General features: G+C 74.7%; 16 protein-coding genes. 4 read left to right on the forward strand and 12 right to left on the reverse strand.

What is annotated here, in order from left to right; genetic code table 11:
* The first annotated feature begins 107 nt into the window (after window positions 1-107).
* Complete coding sequence (locus tag TEK04_RS14110) at window positions 108-1,175, forward strand: type IV toxin-antitoxin system AbiEi family antitoxin domain-containing protein (RefSeq protein WP_336404984.1); 1,068 nt, start codon at window positions 108-110, stop codon at window positions 1,173-1,175.
* Between the two features lie 192 nt (window positions 1,176-1,367).
* Here TEK04_RS14110 and TEK04_RS14115 read toward each other — a convergent pair whose 3' ends face one another.
* Together TEK04_RS14115 and TEK04_RS14120 are read right to left on the reverse strand one after the other, a co-directional pair.
* The gene (locus TEK04_RS14115) at window positions 1,368-1,847 is read right to left on the reverse strand and encodes a CoA-binding protein (protein WP_336404985.1); all 480 of its coding nucleotides are present in this window, start codon (window positions 1,845-1,847) and stop codon (window positions 1,368-1,370) included.
* Window positions 1,844-3,130: an O-acetylhomoserine aminocarboxypropyltransferase/cysteine synthase family protein gene (locus TEK04_RS14120; protein WP_336404986.1), complete on the reverse strand. Its 1,287-nt coding sequence runs from the start codon at window positions 3,128-3,130 to the stop codon at window positions 1,844-1,846. Before TEK04_RS14120 ends, TEK04_RS14115 begins: the two co-directional genes overlap by 4 nt.
* 74 nt (window positions 3,131-3,204) lie before the next feature.
* On the opposite strand from TEK04_RS14120, the gene TEK04_RS14125 reads away from it, so the two are divergent.
* Together TEK04_RS14125 and TEK04_RS14130 are read left to right on the forward strand one after the other, a co-directional pair.
* Complete coding sequence (locus TEK04_RS14125) at window positions 3,205-3,558, forward strand: VOC family protein (protein WP_336404987.1); 354 nt, start codon at window positions 3,205-3,207, stop codon at window positions 3,556-3,558.
* 43 nt (window positions 3,559-3,601) lie between these two features.
* Window positions 3,602-3,901, forward strand: a complete 300-nt coding sequence (locus tag TEK04_RS14130) for a hypothetical protein (protein ID WP_336404988.1) — start codon at window positions 3,602-3,604, stop codon at window positions 3,899-3,901.
* On the opposite strand, the gene TEK04_RS14135 is transcribed toward TEK04_RS14130, so the two are convergent.
* The 5 genes from TEK04_RS14135 to TEK04_RS14155 form a co-directional block, all read right to left on the reverse strand.
* Complete coding sequence (locus TEK04_RS14135; RefSeq protein ID WP_336404989.1) at window positions 3,861-4,991, reverse strand: hypothetical protein; 1,131 nt, start codon at window positions 4,989-4,991, stop codon at window positions 3,861-3,863. The two genes, TEK04_RS14130 and TEK04_RS14135, sit on opposite strands and share 41 nt — an antisense overlap.
* Window positions 4,992-5,026: 35 nt before the next feature.
* Window positions 5,027-5,758, reverse strand: a complete 732-nt coding sequence (locus tag TEK04_RS14140) for an IclR family transcriptional regulator (RefSeq protein ID WP_336404990.1) — start codon at window positions 5,756-5,758, stop codon at window positions 5,027-5,029.
* Between the two features lie 10 nt (window positions 5,759-5,768).
* Complete coding sequence (locus tag TEK04_RS14145) at window positions 5,769-6,722, reverse strand: PDR/VanB family oxidoreductase (protein ID WP_336404991.1); 954 nt, start codon at window positions 6,720-6,722, stop codon at window positions 5,769-5,771.
* Window positions 6,719-7,012 carry a hypothetical protein gene (locus tag TEK04_RS14150; protein WP_336404992.1) on the reverse strand — a complete coding sequence of 98 codons (294 nt, stop codon included), beginning with the start codon at window positions 7,010-7,012 and terminating at the stop codon, window positions 6,719-6,721. Before TEK04_RS14150 ends, TEK04_RS14145 begins: the two co-directional genes overlap by 4 nt.
* Before the next feature lie 73 nt (window positions 7,013-7,085).
* Complete coding sequence (locus tag TEK04_RS14155) at window positions 7,086-8,162, reverse strand: Rieske 2Fe-2S domain-containing protein (protein WP_336404993.1); 1,077 nt, start codon at window positions 8,160-8,162, stop codon at window positions 7,086-7,088.
* Between the two features lie 276 nt (window positions 8,163-8,438).
* Here TEK04_RS14155 and TEK04_RS14160 point away from each other — a divergent pair, with 276 nt between their 5' ends.
* The gene (locus TEK04_RS14160) at window positions 8,439-9,530 is read left to right on the forward strand and encodes a type IV toxin-antitoxin system AbiEi family antitoxin domain-containing protein (protein WP_336404994.1); all 1,092 of its coding nucleotides are present in this window, start codon (window positions 8,439-8,441) and stop codon (window positions 9,528-9,530) included.
* 97 nt (window positions 9,531-9,627) lie between these two features.
* On the opposite strand, the gene TEK04_RS14165 is transcribed toward TEK04_RS14160, so the two are convergent.
* From TEK04_RS14165 to TEK04_RS21390, 5 genes are read right to left on the reverse strand one after another with little or no spacing between them, the layout of a single operon-like run.
* On the reverse strand, window positions 9,628-11,127 hold the full coding sequence (locus tag TEK04_RS14165) for a class I adenylate-forming enzyme family protein (protein ID WP_336404995.1): 1,500 nt from the start codon (window positions 11,125-11,127) through the stop codon (window positions 9,628-9,630).
* Window positions 11,128-11,130: 3 nt separating this feature from the next.
* Entirely contained in the window at window positions 11,131-12,393 is a 1,263-nt protein-coding gene (locus TEK04_RS14170) for an ABC transporter substrate-binding protein (protein ID WP_336404996.1), read from the reverse strand.
* Window positions 12,390-13,520, reverse strand: a complete 1,131-nt coding sequence (locus TEK04_RS14175; protein WP_336404997.1) for a branched-chain amino acid ABC transporter permease — start codon at window positions 13,518-13,520, stop codon at window positions 12,390-12,392. Before TEK04_RS14175 ends, TEK04_RS14170 begins: the two co-directional genes overlap by 4 nt.
* Entirely contained in the window at window positions 13,513-14,406 is an 894-nt protein-coding gene (locus tag TEK04_RS14180) for a branched-chain amino acid ABC transporter permease (RefSeq protein ID WP_336404998.1), read from the reverse strand. Before TEK04_RS14180 ends, TEK04_RS14175 begins: the two co-directional genes overlap by 8 nt.
* A complete protein-coding gene (locus TEK04_RS21390; RefSeq protein ID WP_432277345.1) occupies window positions 14,403-15,980 on the reverse strand; it encodes an ATP-binding cassette domain-containing protein in 1,578 nt (525 codons plus the stop codon). The genes TEK04_RS14180 and TEK04_RS21390 overlap by 4 nt, the downstream gene beginning before the upstream one ends.
* Window positions 15,981-16,074: the final 94 nt, after the last annotated feature.

Here is a 16,074-nt window from a genome sequence, read left to right on the forward strand (position 1 = left end):
CGGGTGGCCTACCACGAGGGCCATCGCTGGTGTCCACAGCCGCGACGCCCGTCCACAGATCGCGCCGGAGCGGTCCCGGGACGGTCCTCCGGCACCAGGGTGGCCCCGTGTCCCTCGTCCTCCCGCTCGTCACCCGCGAGACCGCACGCCGCCGCCTCGGCCTGATGACCCGCAGCCACCTCCTGGCCCACGGGGTGACCGACCGCGAGATCGCCGCGGCGGTCCGGCGCGGTGAGCTGCGCCGCGTGCGCGCCGGTGCCTACGTGCGGGCGGCCGACTGGGCGGAGGTGGAGCGCACCCGACGGCTGCCCGGTCTGCACGCCCTCGCCGTTGCCGAGGCCGTCGCCCCGGCCGGCACCCCCTTCGGCTTCGACACGGCCGCGTGGGTCTGGGCTCTCCCCCGCCCGGCCAGGCGCGCCGGTGCAGCCGACCTGGTGCACCTCGTCGACCCCGCGTCCCGGGGCGGCCGCCGCGGTGACTGGGTGCTGCACCGGTCGTCCCTGCCGCGGGAGGAGGTCACCACCCGCGGTGCCTACGCGGTGACGACGGCGGCACGGACGGTCGTGGACGTCGCCCGCTCCTGGAGCGAGGTGAACGCGGTCGCCGCGGCCGATGCCGCACTCCTGAGGGGGCTGACCACGAAGGAGGAGCTGCTGGAGGTGCTGGCCCGGCACGCCACCGTCGCCGGGACGCCGGCCGTCCGTCGGGTGCTCGAGCTCGCGGACGGGCGGGCGGAGAGCTGGCTGGAGACCTGCGGGCGCCTGGCCTTCGCCGCCGGGGGCCTGCCGCCGTTCGTCCCCCAGGTGGAGATCTGGCTGGACGGCGAACTGCTCAAGGTGGTCGACGGGTGGTACGCAGGAGCCGCTCTGGCGATCGAGTTCGACGGCATGTCCAAGTACGTCCTCACCACCCCGGCCGACCTCCGGGAGGAGAAGCGGGTCGAGGACCTGCTGCGGTCCGTGGGCATCCGCTTCGTCCGGATCACCTACGAGATGCTCACCCGCGGGTGGTCCCAGTTGAAGGCCCGCATCCTGCGCGAGCTCACCGCCGGCGGGCCGAGCAGCCGGGACTTCGGCGAGCACCCGCGGGCCACCGGGAGGGTGCGCGGCGGGGTGCGCGCCGACGACGGGTGGCTCTGGCGGGCCCTGGACAACGTCGGTGGCGCAGCCCCGTGACGGCGGTGTCCGGGGAAGCAGGCAGCGGGGTAGCCGGACATCCTGCACGGTCTGCGCACCGGGCAACGGCCGGCCACAGTCAAGGATGTCCGGCCACCCCCCGGTGCAGCCGGCCGCGGGCGACCAGCGGGGCGGGGGCGGCCAGCGGGGCGGGGGATACAGCGGGGCGGGGGGCCAGCCGGGCGGGGGCGGTCAGCGGCGGGGGCGGCGGCGGGAGGTGATGACGCCGGTGTCGAAGCCGGCCAGGTGCAGGCCCCCGTGGAAGCGGGCGTGCTCGATCTTCAGGCAGCGGTCCATCACCACGTCCAGGCCCGCCGCCTCGCCCCGCTCGGCCAGGGCGTCGTCGGACAGGCCCAGCTGCAGCCAGAAGGTGCGCGCCCCCACCGCGATCGTCTCGTCGAGCACGCCGGGCAGGTCGGCCGGCCGGCGGAAGACGTCGACCAGGTCGGGCACCCCGGGGCAGTCGGCCAGCGAGGGGTAGACCGGCCGGCCCAGGATCTCCTCCACCCGCGGGTTGACGAACCAGACCTCGTAGTCGGTGCTGGCCAGCAGGTAGGTGGCCACGAAGTAGGAGGCGCGGGACGGGTTGTCCGAGGCGCCCACCACCGCGACGGTGCGGGTGCGGTCCAGGATCTCCTGCCGCTGGCCCGCGGTGGGTCCGGGGCGGGTCACTTCGTGGCCGCCGTGAGCGCCTGGTCGAGGTCCCACAGGATGTCCTCGACGTCCTCCAGCCCGACCGAGATGCGCACCAGGTCGGCCGACACCCCGCCGGTCTCCAGCTGCTCGGCCGACAGCTGGCCGTGCGTGGTCGAGCCGGGGTGGATCACCAGGGTGCGGGCGTCGCCGATGTTGGCCAGGTGGCTGCACAGCTGCACCGCCTCGATGAACCGTCGCCCGCCCTCGCGGCCGCCGACCACCCCGAAGCTGAACACCGCGCCCGGCCCCTCGGGCAGGTACCGCTGCGCACGCTCGTACGAGGGGTGGGAGGGCAGGCCCGAGTACCGCACCCAGGCCACCCGGTCGTCGGCCTCCAGCCACTCGGCCACCCGCCGGGCGTTGGCCACGTGCTCGCGCATCCGCTGCGGGAGGGTCTCCACGCCCTGCAGCAGCAGGAACGCGCTGTGCGGGGAGAGCGCCGCCCCGATGTCGCGCAGCTGCTCGCTGCGCAGCTTGGTCAGGAACCCGTACTCGGCGAAGTTGCCCCACCAGGACAGGCCCCCGTAGGAGGGCGTCGGCTCGGTCATCTGCGGGAAGCGGCCGTTGGCCCACGGGAAGGTCCCGGCGTCGACGACCACGCCGCCGATCGTCGTCCCGTGCCCGCCGATGAACTTGGTGGCCGAGTGGATGACGACGTCCGCCCCGTGCTCGATCGGCCGGCACAGGTAGGGCGTGGCCGTCGTCGCGTCGACCACCAGCGGGATGCCCGCGGCGTGCGCCACGTCGGCCAGGCCCGAGATGTCGCTGACCTCGCTGCCCGGGTTGGCCACCACCTCGGCGAACACCAGCTTCGTGCGGTCGGTGATGGCGGCGGCGTAGTCGGCGGGGTCGGTGCCGCGGACGAACGTCGTCGACACGCCGAACCGGCGCAGCGTCACGTCGAGCTGGGTGATCGTCCCGCCGTAGAGGTTCGCCGAGGCCACGATCTCGTCACCGGCCCCGGCCAGGGAGGCGAAGGTCAGGAACTCCGCGGCCTGCCCCGACGACGTCGCCACCGCGCCCAGCCCACCCTCCAGGGAGGCCATGCGCTCCTCGAACGCGGCGACGGTCGGGTTGCCGATGCGGCTGTAGACGTTGCCGTACTTCTGCAGCGCGAACAGCGCCGCGGCGTCGTCGGCGCCCTCGAAGACGTAGCTGGTGGTCTGGTAGATGGGCACCGCGCGGGCACCGGTGGTGGGGTCGGGCTGCCCCCCGGCGTGCAGTGCACGCGTGCGGAAGCCCCAGCTGCGGTCGGCCATGCCGCCAGTGTTCCCGACGGTTGCGCCGCCCACCGGACGGGCAGGTGCGGAGGACGCGACGAGAGGAGCAGGACATGGCCAGCGGAGTGGCGAGCGTGTGGGTGCCGGTCGACGACATGGAGCGTGCCCGCGCGTTCTACCGGGACACCCTGGGGCTGAGCGAGGGCAAGGTCACCGACGAGTGGAGCGAGTTCGACGCCGGCGGGCTGATGATCGGCCTGAACGCCCGCGAGGGGACGGCGCGGCACGCCGACGGCGGGGCGGTCATCACCTTCGAGCCCGACGGCGGCCTCGACGCCGAGGTCGAGCGGTTGCGCGGCGCCGGGGTGGAGTTCACCGGCGGGATCTCCGACCACCCGTGGGGCCGGCTGGCCCCGTTCAAGGACTCCGAGGGCAACGACCTGCAGTTCTACGGGCCGCCCGCCTGAGCCGGCTGCCGGGGCCGGTGACGGCCCCGGCAGACTGCCGCACGTGACCACCACCGTGCAGCTGCGCCGTTACGCCGTCGAGCCGGGCCGGCTGGCCGACTTCCTCGCGTGGTTCCCCACGATCGTGCCGGTGCGCGAGCAGTTCGGCTTCCGGGTGCTGGAGGCCTGGGCCGACGAGCAGAACGACGCGTTCGTGTGGTCGGTGGAGCTCGACGGGGACGAGGCCCGGTTCCGCGAGGTCGAGGCCGTCTACAACGCCTCGCCCGAGCGGGCGGCCGCGTTCGAGACCTTCCCGAAGGTGATCACCAGCCAGCTGAACTCGTTCGTCCGTCCGGTTCGCTGAGCGCCTCCCGGCGGAAGCGCCAGACCAACCCGAGGACGACGAGCTCGGTCGCCGCGGCACCCGACGCCACCCACTGGTCGGTGTAGAACAGCAGCACGTTGACCAGGGTCAGCGACACCAGCAGCGCGCCCTGCCCGATCTCCACCCCCCGGCGGTCCCGGCCGCGCAGCAGCTGCACCGCGGCCACCAGCAGCGCGACCCCGACCACCACGTCCAGGCCCACCCGGGCCAGCAGCAGCGCCGTCCCCAGGCCGTCCTCGATGCTGACCCGCGCGTAGGAGTTCGCGGCCTCGGCCAGGTCGGTCACGGTCCCGTCGCGCAGGTCCAGCCCGATGAGGACGACGACGGCGAGGTCGGCGACGGCGACCACCCCGAGCAGGCCGAGCGCCCCGGCGGTGGCCCGGCGCAGGCGGGTGCCGGACAGGTGCCGGGTGGCGAAGCGGTCCAGCCGGGTGACCAGCCGGCGCACCCGGCCCGGCTCGGTGACCCCGCCGTCGAGGTCGCCGCTGCGGGTCAGCTCCAGCAGGTCCCCGGCCAACCGGGAGATGCGCGGGGTGTCCGAGCGGGCGGCCGAGGCCAGCCGGCGGTCCAGCTCGTGGCGGTCGGCGCGGGAGAGGTCGCGGTCCACCACGTCGCCCAGCAGCTCCAGCGCCGCGTGCAGCTGCGAGGCCGGGGACTGGTCGCGCCGGCCGCGGACCCGGACGTAGAGCCACAACGCCAGCACGAACACCGCGTAGGCCACCGGCGCGGCCGCCGGGAAGAAGTAGTCGTTGTCGGTGGTGATGAACTTGCCGACCTCGTCGACGAACAGCCCGGCGCCGATGCCGGTGGCCCACGCCGCGGCGAGCAGTGCCGAGCGGTTGGCCAGCGCCAGCGGCAGCAGGCCGCCCACGAACAGCAGCAGCCCGCCCCACACCGCGTGCGCGATGTGCAGGGTGTCCCCGCCGACGGTCGGGTACCCGGTCAGCTCGAGGTAGAGGCGGGTGAGCACGATCGACCCGCCGAAGCCCAGCAGCACGACGAACAGGTAGCGGTCGGCGTCCAGCCGGCGGACGAGGTGGTCCAGGCGGCGGCGCAGGGCGGAGAGCACACCGGCACCTGCCCGACCCGGTCCGGCGCCAACCGCTACTCGCCCAACGACCTGCTGATCCCCCGTGCGGCGGCCATCACACCGTTGACGTAGGGCCGGACGACGGACGGCGACCCGCCCCGCACCACGATGGACAGCGCCGCGACGACGGTGCCCCGCTGCCGCACCGGCGCCGCCACCGACACGGCGTCGTCGGTCACCTGCCGGTCGCTGACCGCGTGCCCGGTGCGGCGCACCTCGGCCAGCAGCGCGCGCAGCCGGGCGGGGTCGACGACGGTGTGCCGCGTGTACCGGGTCAGCGGCGCGGCCAGCACGGCGTCCTGCACCTCGGCCGGGGCGTGCGCGAGCAGCACCAGCCCGACCCCGGTGGGCGGCAGCGCGAACCGGCCACCCACCTGGGTCAGCACGGTGACCGCGCCCCGGGCGGCGAACCGCTCGACGAAGAGCACCTCGTGGCCCTCGCGCACGGCCAGCTGCACGTTCTCGTGGGTGACCTCGTACAGGTCCTCCATGAACGGCAGCGCCGCCTCCCGCAGGCCCAGCCCGCGCGGGGCCAGCGCGCCCAGCTCCCACACCCGCAGGCCGACGCGGTAGCCGCCGTCCTCGTCGCGTTCCAGCCCGCCCCACGCGACCAGCTCGCCGACCAGCCGGTGGGCGGTGGAGAGGGGCACCCCGACGGCCCGGGCCACCTCGGAGAGCGTGAGGCGCGGCCGGTCGCGGGCGAAGGCGTCGAGGACGGCGAGCAGCTTGCCGTTCGCCGTCCTCACCGCGGCAGTGTCACAGCTCCAGCACCAGCTTGGGGCAGGCCGCGCGCGAGACGCACACGAACATGACGTCGTTGGCGGCCTGCTCGTCGGGGGTGAGCAGCGAGTCGCGGTGGTCGACCTCGCCCTCGAGCACCCCGGTCTCGCAGGTGCCGCAGGTGCCCTCCTCGCAGGAGCTGAGCACCTCGACGCCGTTCTCGCGCAGCACCGCCATGATGCTGCGGTCCGGCGGCACCGTGAGCGTCGTCCCGGACAGCGACAGCTCGACCTCGAAGGAGTCGGTACGCACGGGCTCGCCGACGTCCTTGGGGGCGAAGCGTTCCACGTGCAACCTGCCGGCCGGTACCCGCTGCTCGACCGCGGCCAGCAGCGGCTCGGGGCCGCAGCAGTAGACCCGCGTGCCCTCGGGCAGGTCGGCCAGGATCGCGTCGAGGTCGAGCAGACCCACCTCGTCCTGCGGGTGCAGCGTGCCCTCGAGTTCCTCGAGGAACGCCATCGAGCGCCGGCTGCGCCCGCCGTAGTGCAGCTCGTACGGCGTCCCCGCGGCGCGGGCGGCGGCGGCCATGGGCAGCAGCGGGGTGATGCCGATGCCACCGGCGACGAAGACGTACCGGTCGGCCGGCACCAGCTCGAAGTTGTTCCGCGGGCCCCGCACCGGCACCTGCGCCCCCTCGTGGAGGTGCTCGTGCACGTGCGCCGACCCGCCGCGCCCGGCCTCCTCGCGGAGCACGCCGATGCGGTACCGGGTCCGGTCGGCCGGGTCGCCGCACAGGGAGTACTGGCGCACCAGGTCCGGCGCCAGCAGCAGGTCCACGTGCGCACCCGGGGTCCAGCCGGGCAGGTCGGCCCCGGTGGGGTCGACCAGCTCCAGGACGACGACGCCCTCGGCGCCGTCGGTGCGCCGGCCCACGGTGAGCTGCGCCTCGTGTTCGCCGGCGGCGGTCGGGGACGGCTGGACCGCGGTCACCGGAGCGGCGTCCGGGGACCGGCGGCCTGCTCGGGCCGCACGACCCGGTGCGGGGGCGGCACGTGCACCGCGGCCGCGCCGGCGTCGGGTTCGGCGACCTGCGCAGGGTGGTCGGGGTGGGCCAGCAGCCACTGCCACATGCCGATGGGGTCGCCCCCCTCGGCGCGCGCACCGCAGGAGCACTCCCCCAGCAGCCGGTCGCTGCCGGGCAGCCAGGCCACCCGCGTCACCCGATCCCCGCCCAGCACCCGGGTGGGGGTCACCGTCGGGCCTTCCGGGACCGTCCTCACCGCTGCTCCCTCCCGCCGTGATCACGGACCTGTGCGCGCGACACGCCGCCGTGCGACGTCCTGGGGTCCGTGATCATCGGGTGGAGAGGACCGCGGGGCTCTCGGGGACCTGCTCGGCACCGGCGGCGGCCTGCGCGGCGATGATGCGGCGGGCGGCGAGGCCACCGGTGTCGATGTTGATCGACAGCTCCTGGTAGCCGTCGGGCTCGCCGGCCAGCACCCGCTCCAGCGCGTCGAGGGCCACGACGTCCTGCAGCACGACCGTGCGGTTGCTCTCGCGCAGGAAGTCGCTCACGCCCTCGTCCTCGAGCGCGAAGTCGCGGGCCACGGCCCAGAAGTCGTGCGTCGAGTGCTCGGTCTCGGGGGTGATGGCGTAGACCACCTCGACGTGGAAGCCGTCGGGGTCGCTGCCGTCCTCGTGGGGCAGCACGCCGACCGGGGCCACCCGGCTGTGCAGCAGGTAGAGGCACGGCGGGTGGAACTCGATGTCCTGCCAGCGCACGATGCGGCCCTGGATGCCGGTGGACGTCGCGTAGAAGGGCGGGCAGTCCGCGTCGTCCATGTGCCGGGAGACGTAGACGACCTGGGCGTCCTCGTCGACCTCGGTGGTGATCGGGGTGTTGGCCACCTCGGGGGTGCCGATGTAGCCGCCGTGCAGGTAGGTCTCGTGCGAGAGGTCCATCAGGTTGTCCACCAGCAGGCTGGCCCGGGCGGCGAGGGGCTCCATGCCGCTGACCGTGGTGTAGCCCTCGGCGTCCAGCCACGGGGCACGCGGGACGGGCACGGAGTCGCTGCGGTCGTCGTCGCCGATGAACACCCAGACGAAGGAGTCCTGCTCGACCACGGGGTAGCTCTTGAGCCGGGCGGTGCGGGGCACCCGGGTCTGGCCGGGGACGGCGACGCACTTGCCGTCGGCGTCGTAGGTGAAGCCGTGGTAGCCGCAGACCACCGTGTCGCCGACGAGGTGGGAGGGCTTCTCCGACAGCGGGAAGCGGCGGTGCACGCAGCGGTCGCTCATCGCGGTGACCGAACCGTCCTCGCGCCGCCAGAACAGGATCGACTCACCGCAGATGGTGCGGCCGAACACCTCCCGCCCGATCTCGCGCCCGTAGGCGGCGACGTACCACTGGTTGCGGACGATCGAGGTCATGCGGTCCCTCCCGGGCATCGTCGGTGACGCGCTCCATGGTGGCGCCGGTCACGCACCGGCGACATGCACCTTCCGCAATGCGGAAGGTGCATGTGGCCTGGGTCAACCCGGCGCGGCGGGCGTGGGCCCGCGCCGTGCCGCGTGGAAACCCTCGGCGGGGTGGTGGACCCGGCGTCGGTAGCACAGTGCGCGCGGCCGTCGTCCATACCGCGGGCGCTGTCCACAGATCGGTCGGCGCCCGCCCGGCCGGCCGGTCGCCGATCCACCGTGGCAGCCATGACCGCCCTCCCGCTCGCCGCCGATGCCCGCGCCCGCTCCCGTCTGGGCATCCTCACCACGGCCGACCTGCACGCGGCGGGGGTGACCGAGACCGAGGTGCGCACCGAGGTCCGTGCCGGGCGGTGGGTCCGCCTGCGCACCGGGGTGTTCGTCGCCCGCGCCGACCTGGCCGAGGTGGAGGCCACCGGACGGCGGCACGGCCTGGACGCACTCGCCGTCCTGGCCTCGCTGGACCGGCCGACCACGGCGCTGGCCGGCGAGTCGGCCGCCTGGGTGTGGGGCCTGCCGCAGCCCCGCGGGGCGACGGCCACGGTGCAGCTGGTGGACCCGCACCGCTACCGCAGCGGTCGGGGGTGGCGGATGACCCGCGCCGCGCTCCCGCCCGGGGACGTCGTCCGGCGAGGCGCCTACGACCTCACCTCACCGGCCCGCACGCTGGTCGACCTGGCCCGCGACCGGACCGTCGTCGACGCGGTCGCCGCCGTGGACGCCGCCCTGCTCCGCGGGCTGGTCACCACCGCCGAGCTCGCCGCGGTGCTGGCGGCCCGGGCGAGCGTGCCCGGGATCCCGCGGGCGGTCCGCGCCGTGGCGCTGGCCGACGGCCGGGCCGAGTCGTGGCTGGAGACCAAGGGCCGTCTGGAGTGGGACGCCGCCGACCTGCGGCCCTTCACCCCGCAGGTCGAGCTGTGGCACGACGGCGAGTACCTGGTCGCCGACGGGTGGGACGAGGAGGCGGCCCTGGCGGTGATGCTCGACGGGCGGCTGAAGTACGTCGACGGGACCTACGGGCGCACCGGCCGGGACGAGGTCTGGCGGGAGAAGCGCGCCGAGGACCGGTTGCGGGCGGCCGGCGTCCGGTTCGTCCGGCTGGCCCTGGCCGACTTCGCCCCGCGTCCGTGGCGGGAGCACGTGGCCTGCATCCGGGCGCTGCAGGCGGTTCCCGGCCCGGCTGTGCGGACCTTCCGCGCGGTGCCGCGGGCGGCCGGCCGGGTGCGCGAGCAGGTCACCGTGGACGACGGGTGGCTCGTCCGCGCCGACGACCGGGTGGGTGGGCCGCCGTCCGGCTCGACCCGCACGGGCGAGCGTTGATCCGCGGCACGGCAGGGACCAACGCCCGCCCGGGTGGGTCAACCCAGGCCACAGCCGCCCGGAGCCACAGCCGCGCCCGGGCCACAGCCGGCCCGGGTCATCCCTCGGCGGCGGAGGTGCGCAGCAGGGCGCGCTGGACCTTGCCCGACGGGGTCATCGGCAGGTCGTCCACGGTGTGCCAGCGGCGCGGGACCTTGAACGGGGAGAGCCGCTCCCGGCACCAGGTCTCCAGCTCGGCGGGGTCGAGGTCGGCACCGGCCGGGACGACGAAGGCCACCACGAGCTCCCCCCAGCGCTCGTCCGGGCGGCCGACGACGGCGGCGCGGGCCACGCCCGGGTGCGCGGTCAGGGTCTCCTCGACCTCCACCGGTGACACGTTCTCCCCGCCGGTCTTGATCATGTCCTTGAGCCGGCCGACCACCTGGCAGCCCCCGGCCGGGGACATGGTGGCCAGGTCTCCGGTGTGCAGCCAGCCCTCGGCGTCGATGGCCTCGGCGGTGGCCACCGGGTCGTCGAGGTAGCCGTCGGTGAGCCGCGCCCCGCGCACCCACAGCTCGCCGGGCTCGCCGACCGGCACCGCGGCGCCGTCCGGCCCGCAGATCCGCACCTCGGTACCGGCCACCGGCCCGCCCACCGTGCCGCGCCGGACCTCGTCCGGGTCGCCGGGACCGCTCATCAGCGCGCACCCGCAGGTCTCGGTCATGCCGAACGTGGTGGCCAACCGGGCGCCGAAGGCGGCCTCCACGCGGTCGACGAACCCCGGCGTCACCGTCATCCCGCCGGTGAACAGCACGGCCAGGTCGGGCAGGTCGGGGACGCCCTCGGCGACCATGAGGTCCAGCAGCGTCGGTGCGGCCGACAGCATCGTCACCCGGTGCGCGGCGAGCACCTCGAGCACCGGCCCGGGCGCGAAGGGCAGCACCGCCTGGTCGGCCCGGGCCCACAGCGCGCCGACCACGCCGAGCACGTTGCCGGCGGTGTGGAACAGCGGCATCGGGTTGCACCACACCCGGCCCGCCGACGGGCCGAGCCGGTCGGCGAACGCCGCGCCGGTGGCCACCATGCCGGCGTGGGTGATCCGCACGCCCTTGGCCCGGCCGGTCGTCCCGGAGGTGAACTGCACCTGGGCCAGGTCACCCGGCGCGACCACCGGCAGCTCGACCGGCTCGGCCAGCAGCGCGCGCCAGTCCTCCACCACCGGGAGCCCGGCCATCGCCGTCCCGGGGTCGGCGACGGCCAGCGACGCCCCGGACAGGGCGACGGCGTGCTCGACCTCGGCCGGGCGCGAGCGCGGGTTGACCGGCACCAGGGTCTGCCCGGCCAGGGCCACGCCCAGCTGGACCAGCACCGGCGCCGGGCCGTTGGCCAGGCAGGTGGCCACCCGCGCCCCGGGCCCGGCGGCGTCCAGCAGACCGGCGGCCAGGGCGGTGGCGTCGGCGAGCAGCTGCGCCGCCGTCCACCGCTCCCCGGTCGCGGGGGTGGTCAGCAGGACGTCGCCCGGCCCCAGCTCGGCGGCCCGGCGGAGGACGTCGCCCAGGACGCCGTCCGCCGGGCCGGTGGCCGGCGCCCGCAGCTCGCTGGTGACGAGTGCGGGCACCGGTCAGCCGCCGTAGGAGAAGGACTCGGCGCTGGGCCCGCTGACCTGGTCGAGCAGCTGCAGGCCGGCGTCGACGTCCGCGCTCACCTTCGACACGAAGACGGTCGTGGTGGGCGACTGGCCGGCGTTCGAGTAGTCCAGGCCGTCGGGCAGCAGCCCCTCGGTGTCGACCGAGGAGCTGTCCTGCAGCGCGGCGACGACGCCCTCCGGCGTCAGGTCACCGGCGTCGCAGGCACCCTCGAGGGCCTGCTTGAGCAGCTCGGCCTGCACGTAGGCCAGCGGCACCTCCCAGCCGGTGGCGCCGTCGGGGTCGGCCGAGGCGTACAGCTCGTCGGCGGCCTGCACGCCCGGGGAGTCGTCGTTGGCGTAGGGCGACACGGCGGTGATCGAGTAGGCGTTGGCCAGCAGCGCGTCCGCGGCCGGGGTGGTCAGCAGCGAGGGGTTGAAGGTCGGGGTCATCCCGATCACCGGCACGTCGGCCCCCTGCGCGGACAGCACGCCGGCCAGCGAGGCCAGCTGGGTGGGCGCGGCGGCCAGCAGGACGCCCTCGACCCCGGCCTGGGCCAGCGCGGAGGCCTGCGCGGACAGGTCGGTGACCTGCGGGGTGATCTCCTGGGCCACGATCTCCACGCCGCGCTCCTCGGCGGCGTGCTCGGCCCCGGCCAGGGCGTCCCCGCCGAAGTCGCCGGCGAAGTACACGATGCCGACGCTGGACCCCTCGGGGACGCCGAGCTCGTCGACCAGGTAGTCCACGGCGTTGGCGGCCTGGATGGCGTAGGAGGCGCCGGGCAGCTGGTTGTTCGAGTACTGCAGGGTGGAACCGGCCCAGCCGACCCCGCCGACGTAGAGGTCGTCGGCCTCGGCCAGCGGGAGCACCGCGGCGCTGGTCGGGCTGCCGAGCACCTGCTGCAGCGCGACGACGTCGGGCGCCATGCTCCGGTAGAGGGTGACCGCCCGCTGCGGGTCGTAGCCGTGGTCCTGCACGTCGACGACGACGTCGCGGTCGCACACCCCGCCGTCGGCGTTGACCTGCTCCCAGTAGGCCTGCGCCTGGGTCAGCTGCACGGCCGCGCCGGCGGCGAAGGGCCCGGACAGGTCGGTGAGGATGCCGACGGTGATCTGGGAGTCGGTGACCCCGTTGCCGGTCGCGACGTCCCCACCGCCCCCACCGCCCTCGGCGCCGGGGGCCGTCGTGCTGCAGGCGGCCAGGGCGAGCAGGGCGAGCGCCACCGAGGACGTCGTGCCGGCGCGGGTCAGGTGCTTCATCGGGTGGTCTCCTTCGACCTGGGTGGGCTGACGGCGGCCGGCTGGCCGTCGTCGACGGGGGTGCGGGCTGCGGACGGGGCTGCCGACCGGGTGAGGCGTCGGCGGACGAGCCCGGCCAGCCCGCCGCGCACGAAGACCAGGACGGCGATGATGGCCAGCCCGTAGACGATCCGGGACGCCGTCGAGGCCTCCAGGCCCCCGGACCCGGGAGCGGCCAGGAACGGCAGCGACGAGCTGTACTGGGCGAGCACCAGGGGCAGCGAGGTGACGAAGACCGCGCCCACGACGGCGCCGGCCACCGACCCCAGCCCGCCGAGCACGATCATCACCAGGAAGTCGATGGACGCGGTGAGGGAGAACACGTCCGGCGCCACCCGGCCGTAGGCCAGCGCGAGCATCGCCCCGGTCAGCCCGGCGTAGCCCGAGGACACGACGAAGGCCGCGGCCTTGGCCCGCGCCACGCCGATGCCCATCGCGGCCGCGGCGGTCTCGGAGTCGCGCACGTTGGCCCAGGCCCGGCCCGTGCGGCTGCCGCGCAGGTTCGCCGCCAGCCACACCGCGGCCACCGCGAGGGCGAGGAACAGGTACCAGAGCCGGTGCAGCCCCTCGAACTCCACACCCGCGACCGCCAGGTAGTCCGGGTCGCGGTTGCTGAAGCTGAAACCACCCAGCGCGAAGGACTGCACCGACCGGCCGACGAACCCGCCGGTCCAGTCCTCCAGGTTGACCACCAGGTGGCGCACCACGAAGACCAGCCCCAGGGTGGCCAGACCCAGGTAGATCCCGCGCAGCCGACCCGCCACGGGGGAGAACGCGGCACCGACCAGCGCGGCCGCCCCGACCCCGAGCACCAGGCCCACCACCGGCGGCAGGCCGAGGCCGGCCACGCTCCCGGTCGTCTCCCCCGACGTCCAGGCGTAGACGTAGGCCCCGATGGCGGCGAACGCGGCGTGCCCCAGGGACAACTGCCCGGCGACCCCCACCAGCAGGGTGAGCCCGACCGCACCGATGGCGGTGGCCATCACGAACAACCCGGTCTGCAACCAGAAATCGGTCAGCACCAACGGCAGCGCCAGCGCGACGAGCAGCAGCGCCAGCCCGGCGAGCTTCTTGGGCAGGTCAGACACGGACGGCCTCCTTGCTGCCCAGCAGGCCCGAGGGCCGCACGAGCAGGACGACGATCATCACGACGTAGGGCGCGACCTCGCCGAACCCGGTGCCCAGGAAGGGCTCCAGCTGCGCCTCGTAGCCGGTGACCAGCGCGCTGGTCAGCCCGATGACCAGGCCGCCGACGACGGCCCCGGGCACCGAGTCGAAGCCGCCGAGCACCCAGGCGGGGATGGCCGCGAGCGCGCTGAGCGCCACCGTCGGGGCGACGCCGGGGGCGGGGAAGGAGGTCAGGAAGACCCCGGCCACCGCGGCCAGCACCCCGGCCAGCGCCCACCCGGTGGCCGCCGTCCGGGACAACCGGATGCCCATCAGCGACGCCGTCGGGCCATCAGCGGCCGCGGCCCGCATGCCCACCCCGAGATCGGTGCGGGAGAACAGGTACCACAGCCCGGCGAAGGCCACGACGGTGACGCCGGCGGCCAGCACCCGGCCCGTGGGCAGCGAGATGTCCCCCAGGCGCACCACCGAGGCACCCCACGGCGCCCCGAGGGTGAGCACCTGGTTGCCGATCCGGCGGGTGAGCTCGGTGAGCAGCACGATGTCCACGCCCAGCATGAGGATCGCCGCGGTGTCGGGCCCCTTGTCGGCCAGGTTGCGCACCAGGACGGCGTTGATGGACACCCCGACCAGCGCCGCCCCGGCCAGCCCCACCAGGACCGCGGGCCAGAAACCGATGCCCTCGTGCAGCACGGCGACCAGGTAGGCACCCAGCAGCACGATCGACCCGTGCGCGAAGTTCAACACCCCCGTGGAGGTGAACACGATCGCGAACCCGGCCGCGATCAAGCTCAACACCAAACCGTAGGACAACCCGTTGAGCACCTGCTCCAAGAAGTAGCTCATGCCGCTGCGTCCCCTGCGGCCGAGGCACCCAGGTAGGCGCGCAGCACCTCGGGGTCGCGCTGCACCTGCGCCGGGGTGCCCTCGGCGATCTTCTTGCCGAAGTCCAACACCGTCACCTGCTCGGCCAGCCCCATCACGAAGGGCATGTCGTGCTCGACCAGCACGATCGACAGGCCGAGGTCACGGCGGACCTGGCGGATGGTGTCGGCCATGTCCTGGCTCTCCCCGTGGGTCATGCCAGCCACCGGCTCATCCAGCAGCAGCAACGAAGGCCGGGCGGCCAGTGCCCGGCCCATCTCCACCCGCTTGCGGTCGCCGTAGGCCAGCGTGTGCACCGGGGTGCGCAGCAGGTGGGCGATGCCCAGCAGCTCGGCGATGCCGGCGACGGTCTCCCGGTGCGCGCGCTCCTCGCGGCGTGCGCCGGGGAGCTTGAGCGCACCGGGCAGCAGGCCGCGGTGCATCAACCGGTGCCGGCCGACGAGCAGGTTGTCCTCGACGGTGTCCTCCAGCGCCAGCGAGATGTTCTGGAAGGTGCGGGCCACGCCGAGTCCGGCGACCTTGTCCGAGCGCAGTGCGGTGAGCTCGGCGTCCCCGTAGTGCACGCTGCCCTCGGTGGCCCGGTAGGCCCCGCCCAGCACGTTGACCAGGGTGGACTTGCCCGCGCCGTTGGGGCCGATGAGGGCGTGCACGGTGCCCGGCTCGACGGTGAAGGACACCTCCGACAGCGCGGTGATGCCGCCGAAGCGCACGGTCAGGCCCTCGACCCGCAGCTGCTGCGGGGGCTGCGCGGTGGCGATGGCCGGCTCACCGCGCACGGTCTCGGTCTCCACCACGGGGGCGGCCACCCCCAGGTAGCGCTCCCGGACCTCGTCGCTGGCCGACAGCTCGGCCGACGTCCCCGCGGCGGTGACCCGGCCGGTCTCCAGCACGTAGGCGGCGTCGGCCACCCGCAGGCCCATGACCGCGTTCTGCTCGATGAGCAGCACCGCCGTCCCCTGCTTGTTGATCTCGGTGACGATCTCGCCGATCTGGTCCACCAGCAGCGGGGCCAGACCCAGGGAGGGCTCGTCGAGCAGGAGCAGCTGGGGGCTCACCATGAGCGCGCGGGCCATCGCCAGCATCTGCTGCTGCCCACCGGAGAGCAGGCCGCCGGGCTGGTCGCGCCGCTCGGCCAGGATCGGGAACAGGTCGAACACCCGGTCGCGGGCCTGCGCGCGTGCCCTGGCGTCCCGCACCGTGTAGCCACCGGCGCGCAGGTTCTCCGCGACGGTGAGGTCGCGGAAGATCCGCCGTCCCTCGGGCACCTGCACCAGGCCGCGGCGGACGACGTCGGCGGCGTCGGTGCCGGCGAGGTCCTGGCCGGCGAACCGGACGGCGCCACCGGTGACGGTGCCGCCGTAGGGCTGCAGGGAGCGGGAGACCGCCCGTAGCAGCGAGGTCTTGCCGGCGCCGTTGGAGCCCAGGACGGCGACCACCTGGCCGGGCTCGACGGTCAGCGAGACGTCCGAGAGCGCGGTGATCGTCCCGTCGTAGACGACGTCGAGGTGTTCGACGGACAGCAGCGGGGGCGGCATCGCGTCCTCCGGGAGGGTGGGACCAGTGGTGCAGGTCACGAGGAAGCTAGAGACTTCGTATACGCCCGTCAAGAACATGTCCCACGTTCTTGAC

Origin of the sequence: Klenkia sesuvii, from assembly GCF_037083825.1 — a bacterium.
In the GTDB taxonomy this organism is placed as follows: domain Bacteria; phylum Actinomycetota; class Actinomycetes; order Mycobacteriales; family Geodermatophilaceae; genus Klenkia; species Klenkia sesuvii.

Excerpts from the sequence above, each read along its gene's own strand:
- TEK04_RS14120 (WP_336404986.1), bottom strand. The coding sequence starts at position 3,130 with ATGGCCGACCGCAGCTGGGGCTTCCGCACGCGTGCACTGCACGCCGGG.
- TEK04_RS14125 (WP_336404987.1), top strand. The coding sequence starts at position 3,205 with ATGGCCAGCGGAGTGGCGAGCGTGTGGGTGCCGGTCGACGACATGGAG.
- TEK04_RS14155 (WP_336404993.1), bottom strand. The coding sequence starts at position 8,162 with ATGACCTCGATCGTCCGCAACCAGTGGTACGTCGCCGCCTACGGGCGC.
- TEK04_RS14160 (WP_336404994.1), top strand. The coding sequence starts at position 8,439 with ATGACCGCCCTCCCGCTCGCCGCCGATGCCCGCGCCCGCTCCCGTCTG.
- TEK04_RS14170 (WP_336404996.1), bottom strand. The coding sequence starts at position 12,393 with ATGAAGCACCTGACCCGCGCCGGCACGACGTCCTCGGTGGCGCTCGCC.
- TEK04_RS14180 (WP_336404998.1), bottom strand. The coding sequence starts at position 14,406 with ATGAGCTACTTCTTGGAGCAGGTGCTCAACGGGTTGTCCTACGGTTTG.
- TEK04_RS21390 (WP_432277345.1), bottom strand. The coding sequence starts at position 15,980 with ATGCCGCCCCCGCTGCTGTCCGTCGAACACCTCGACGTCGTCTACGAC.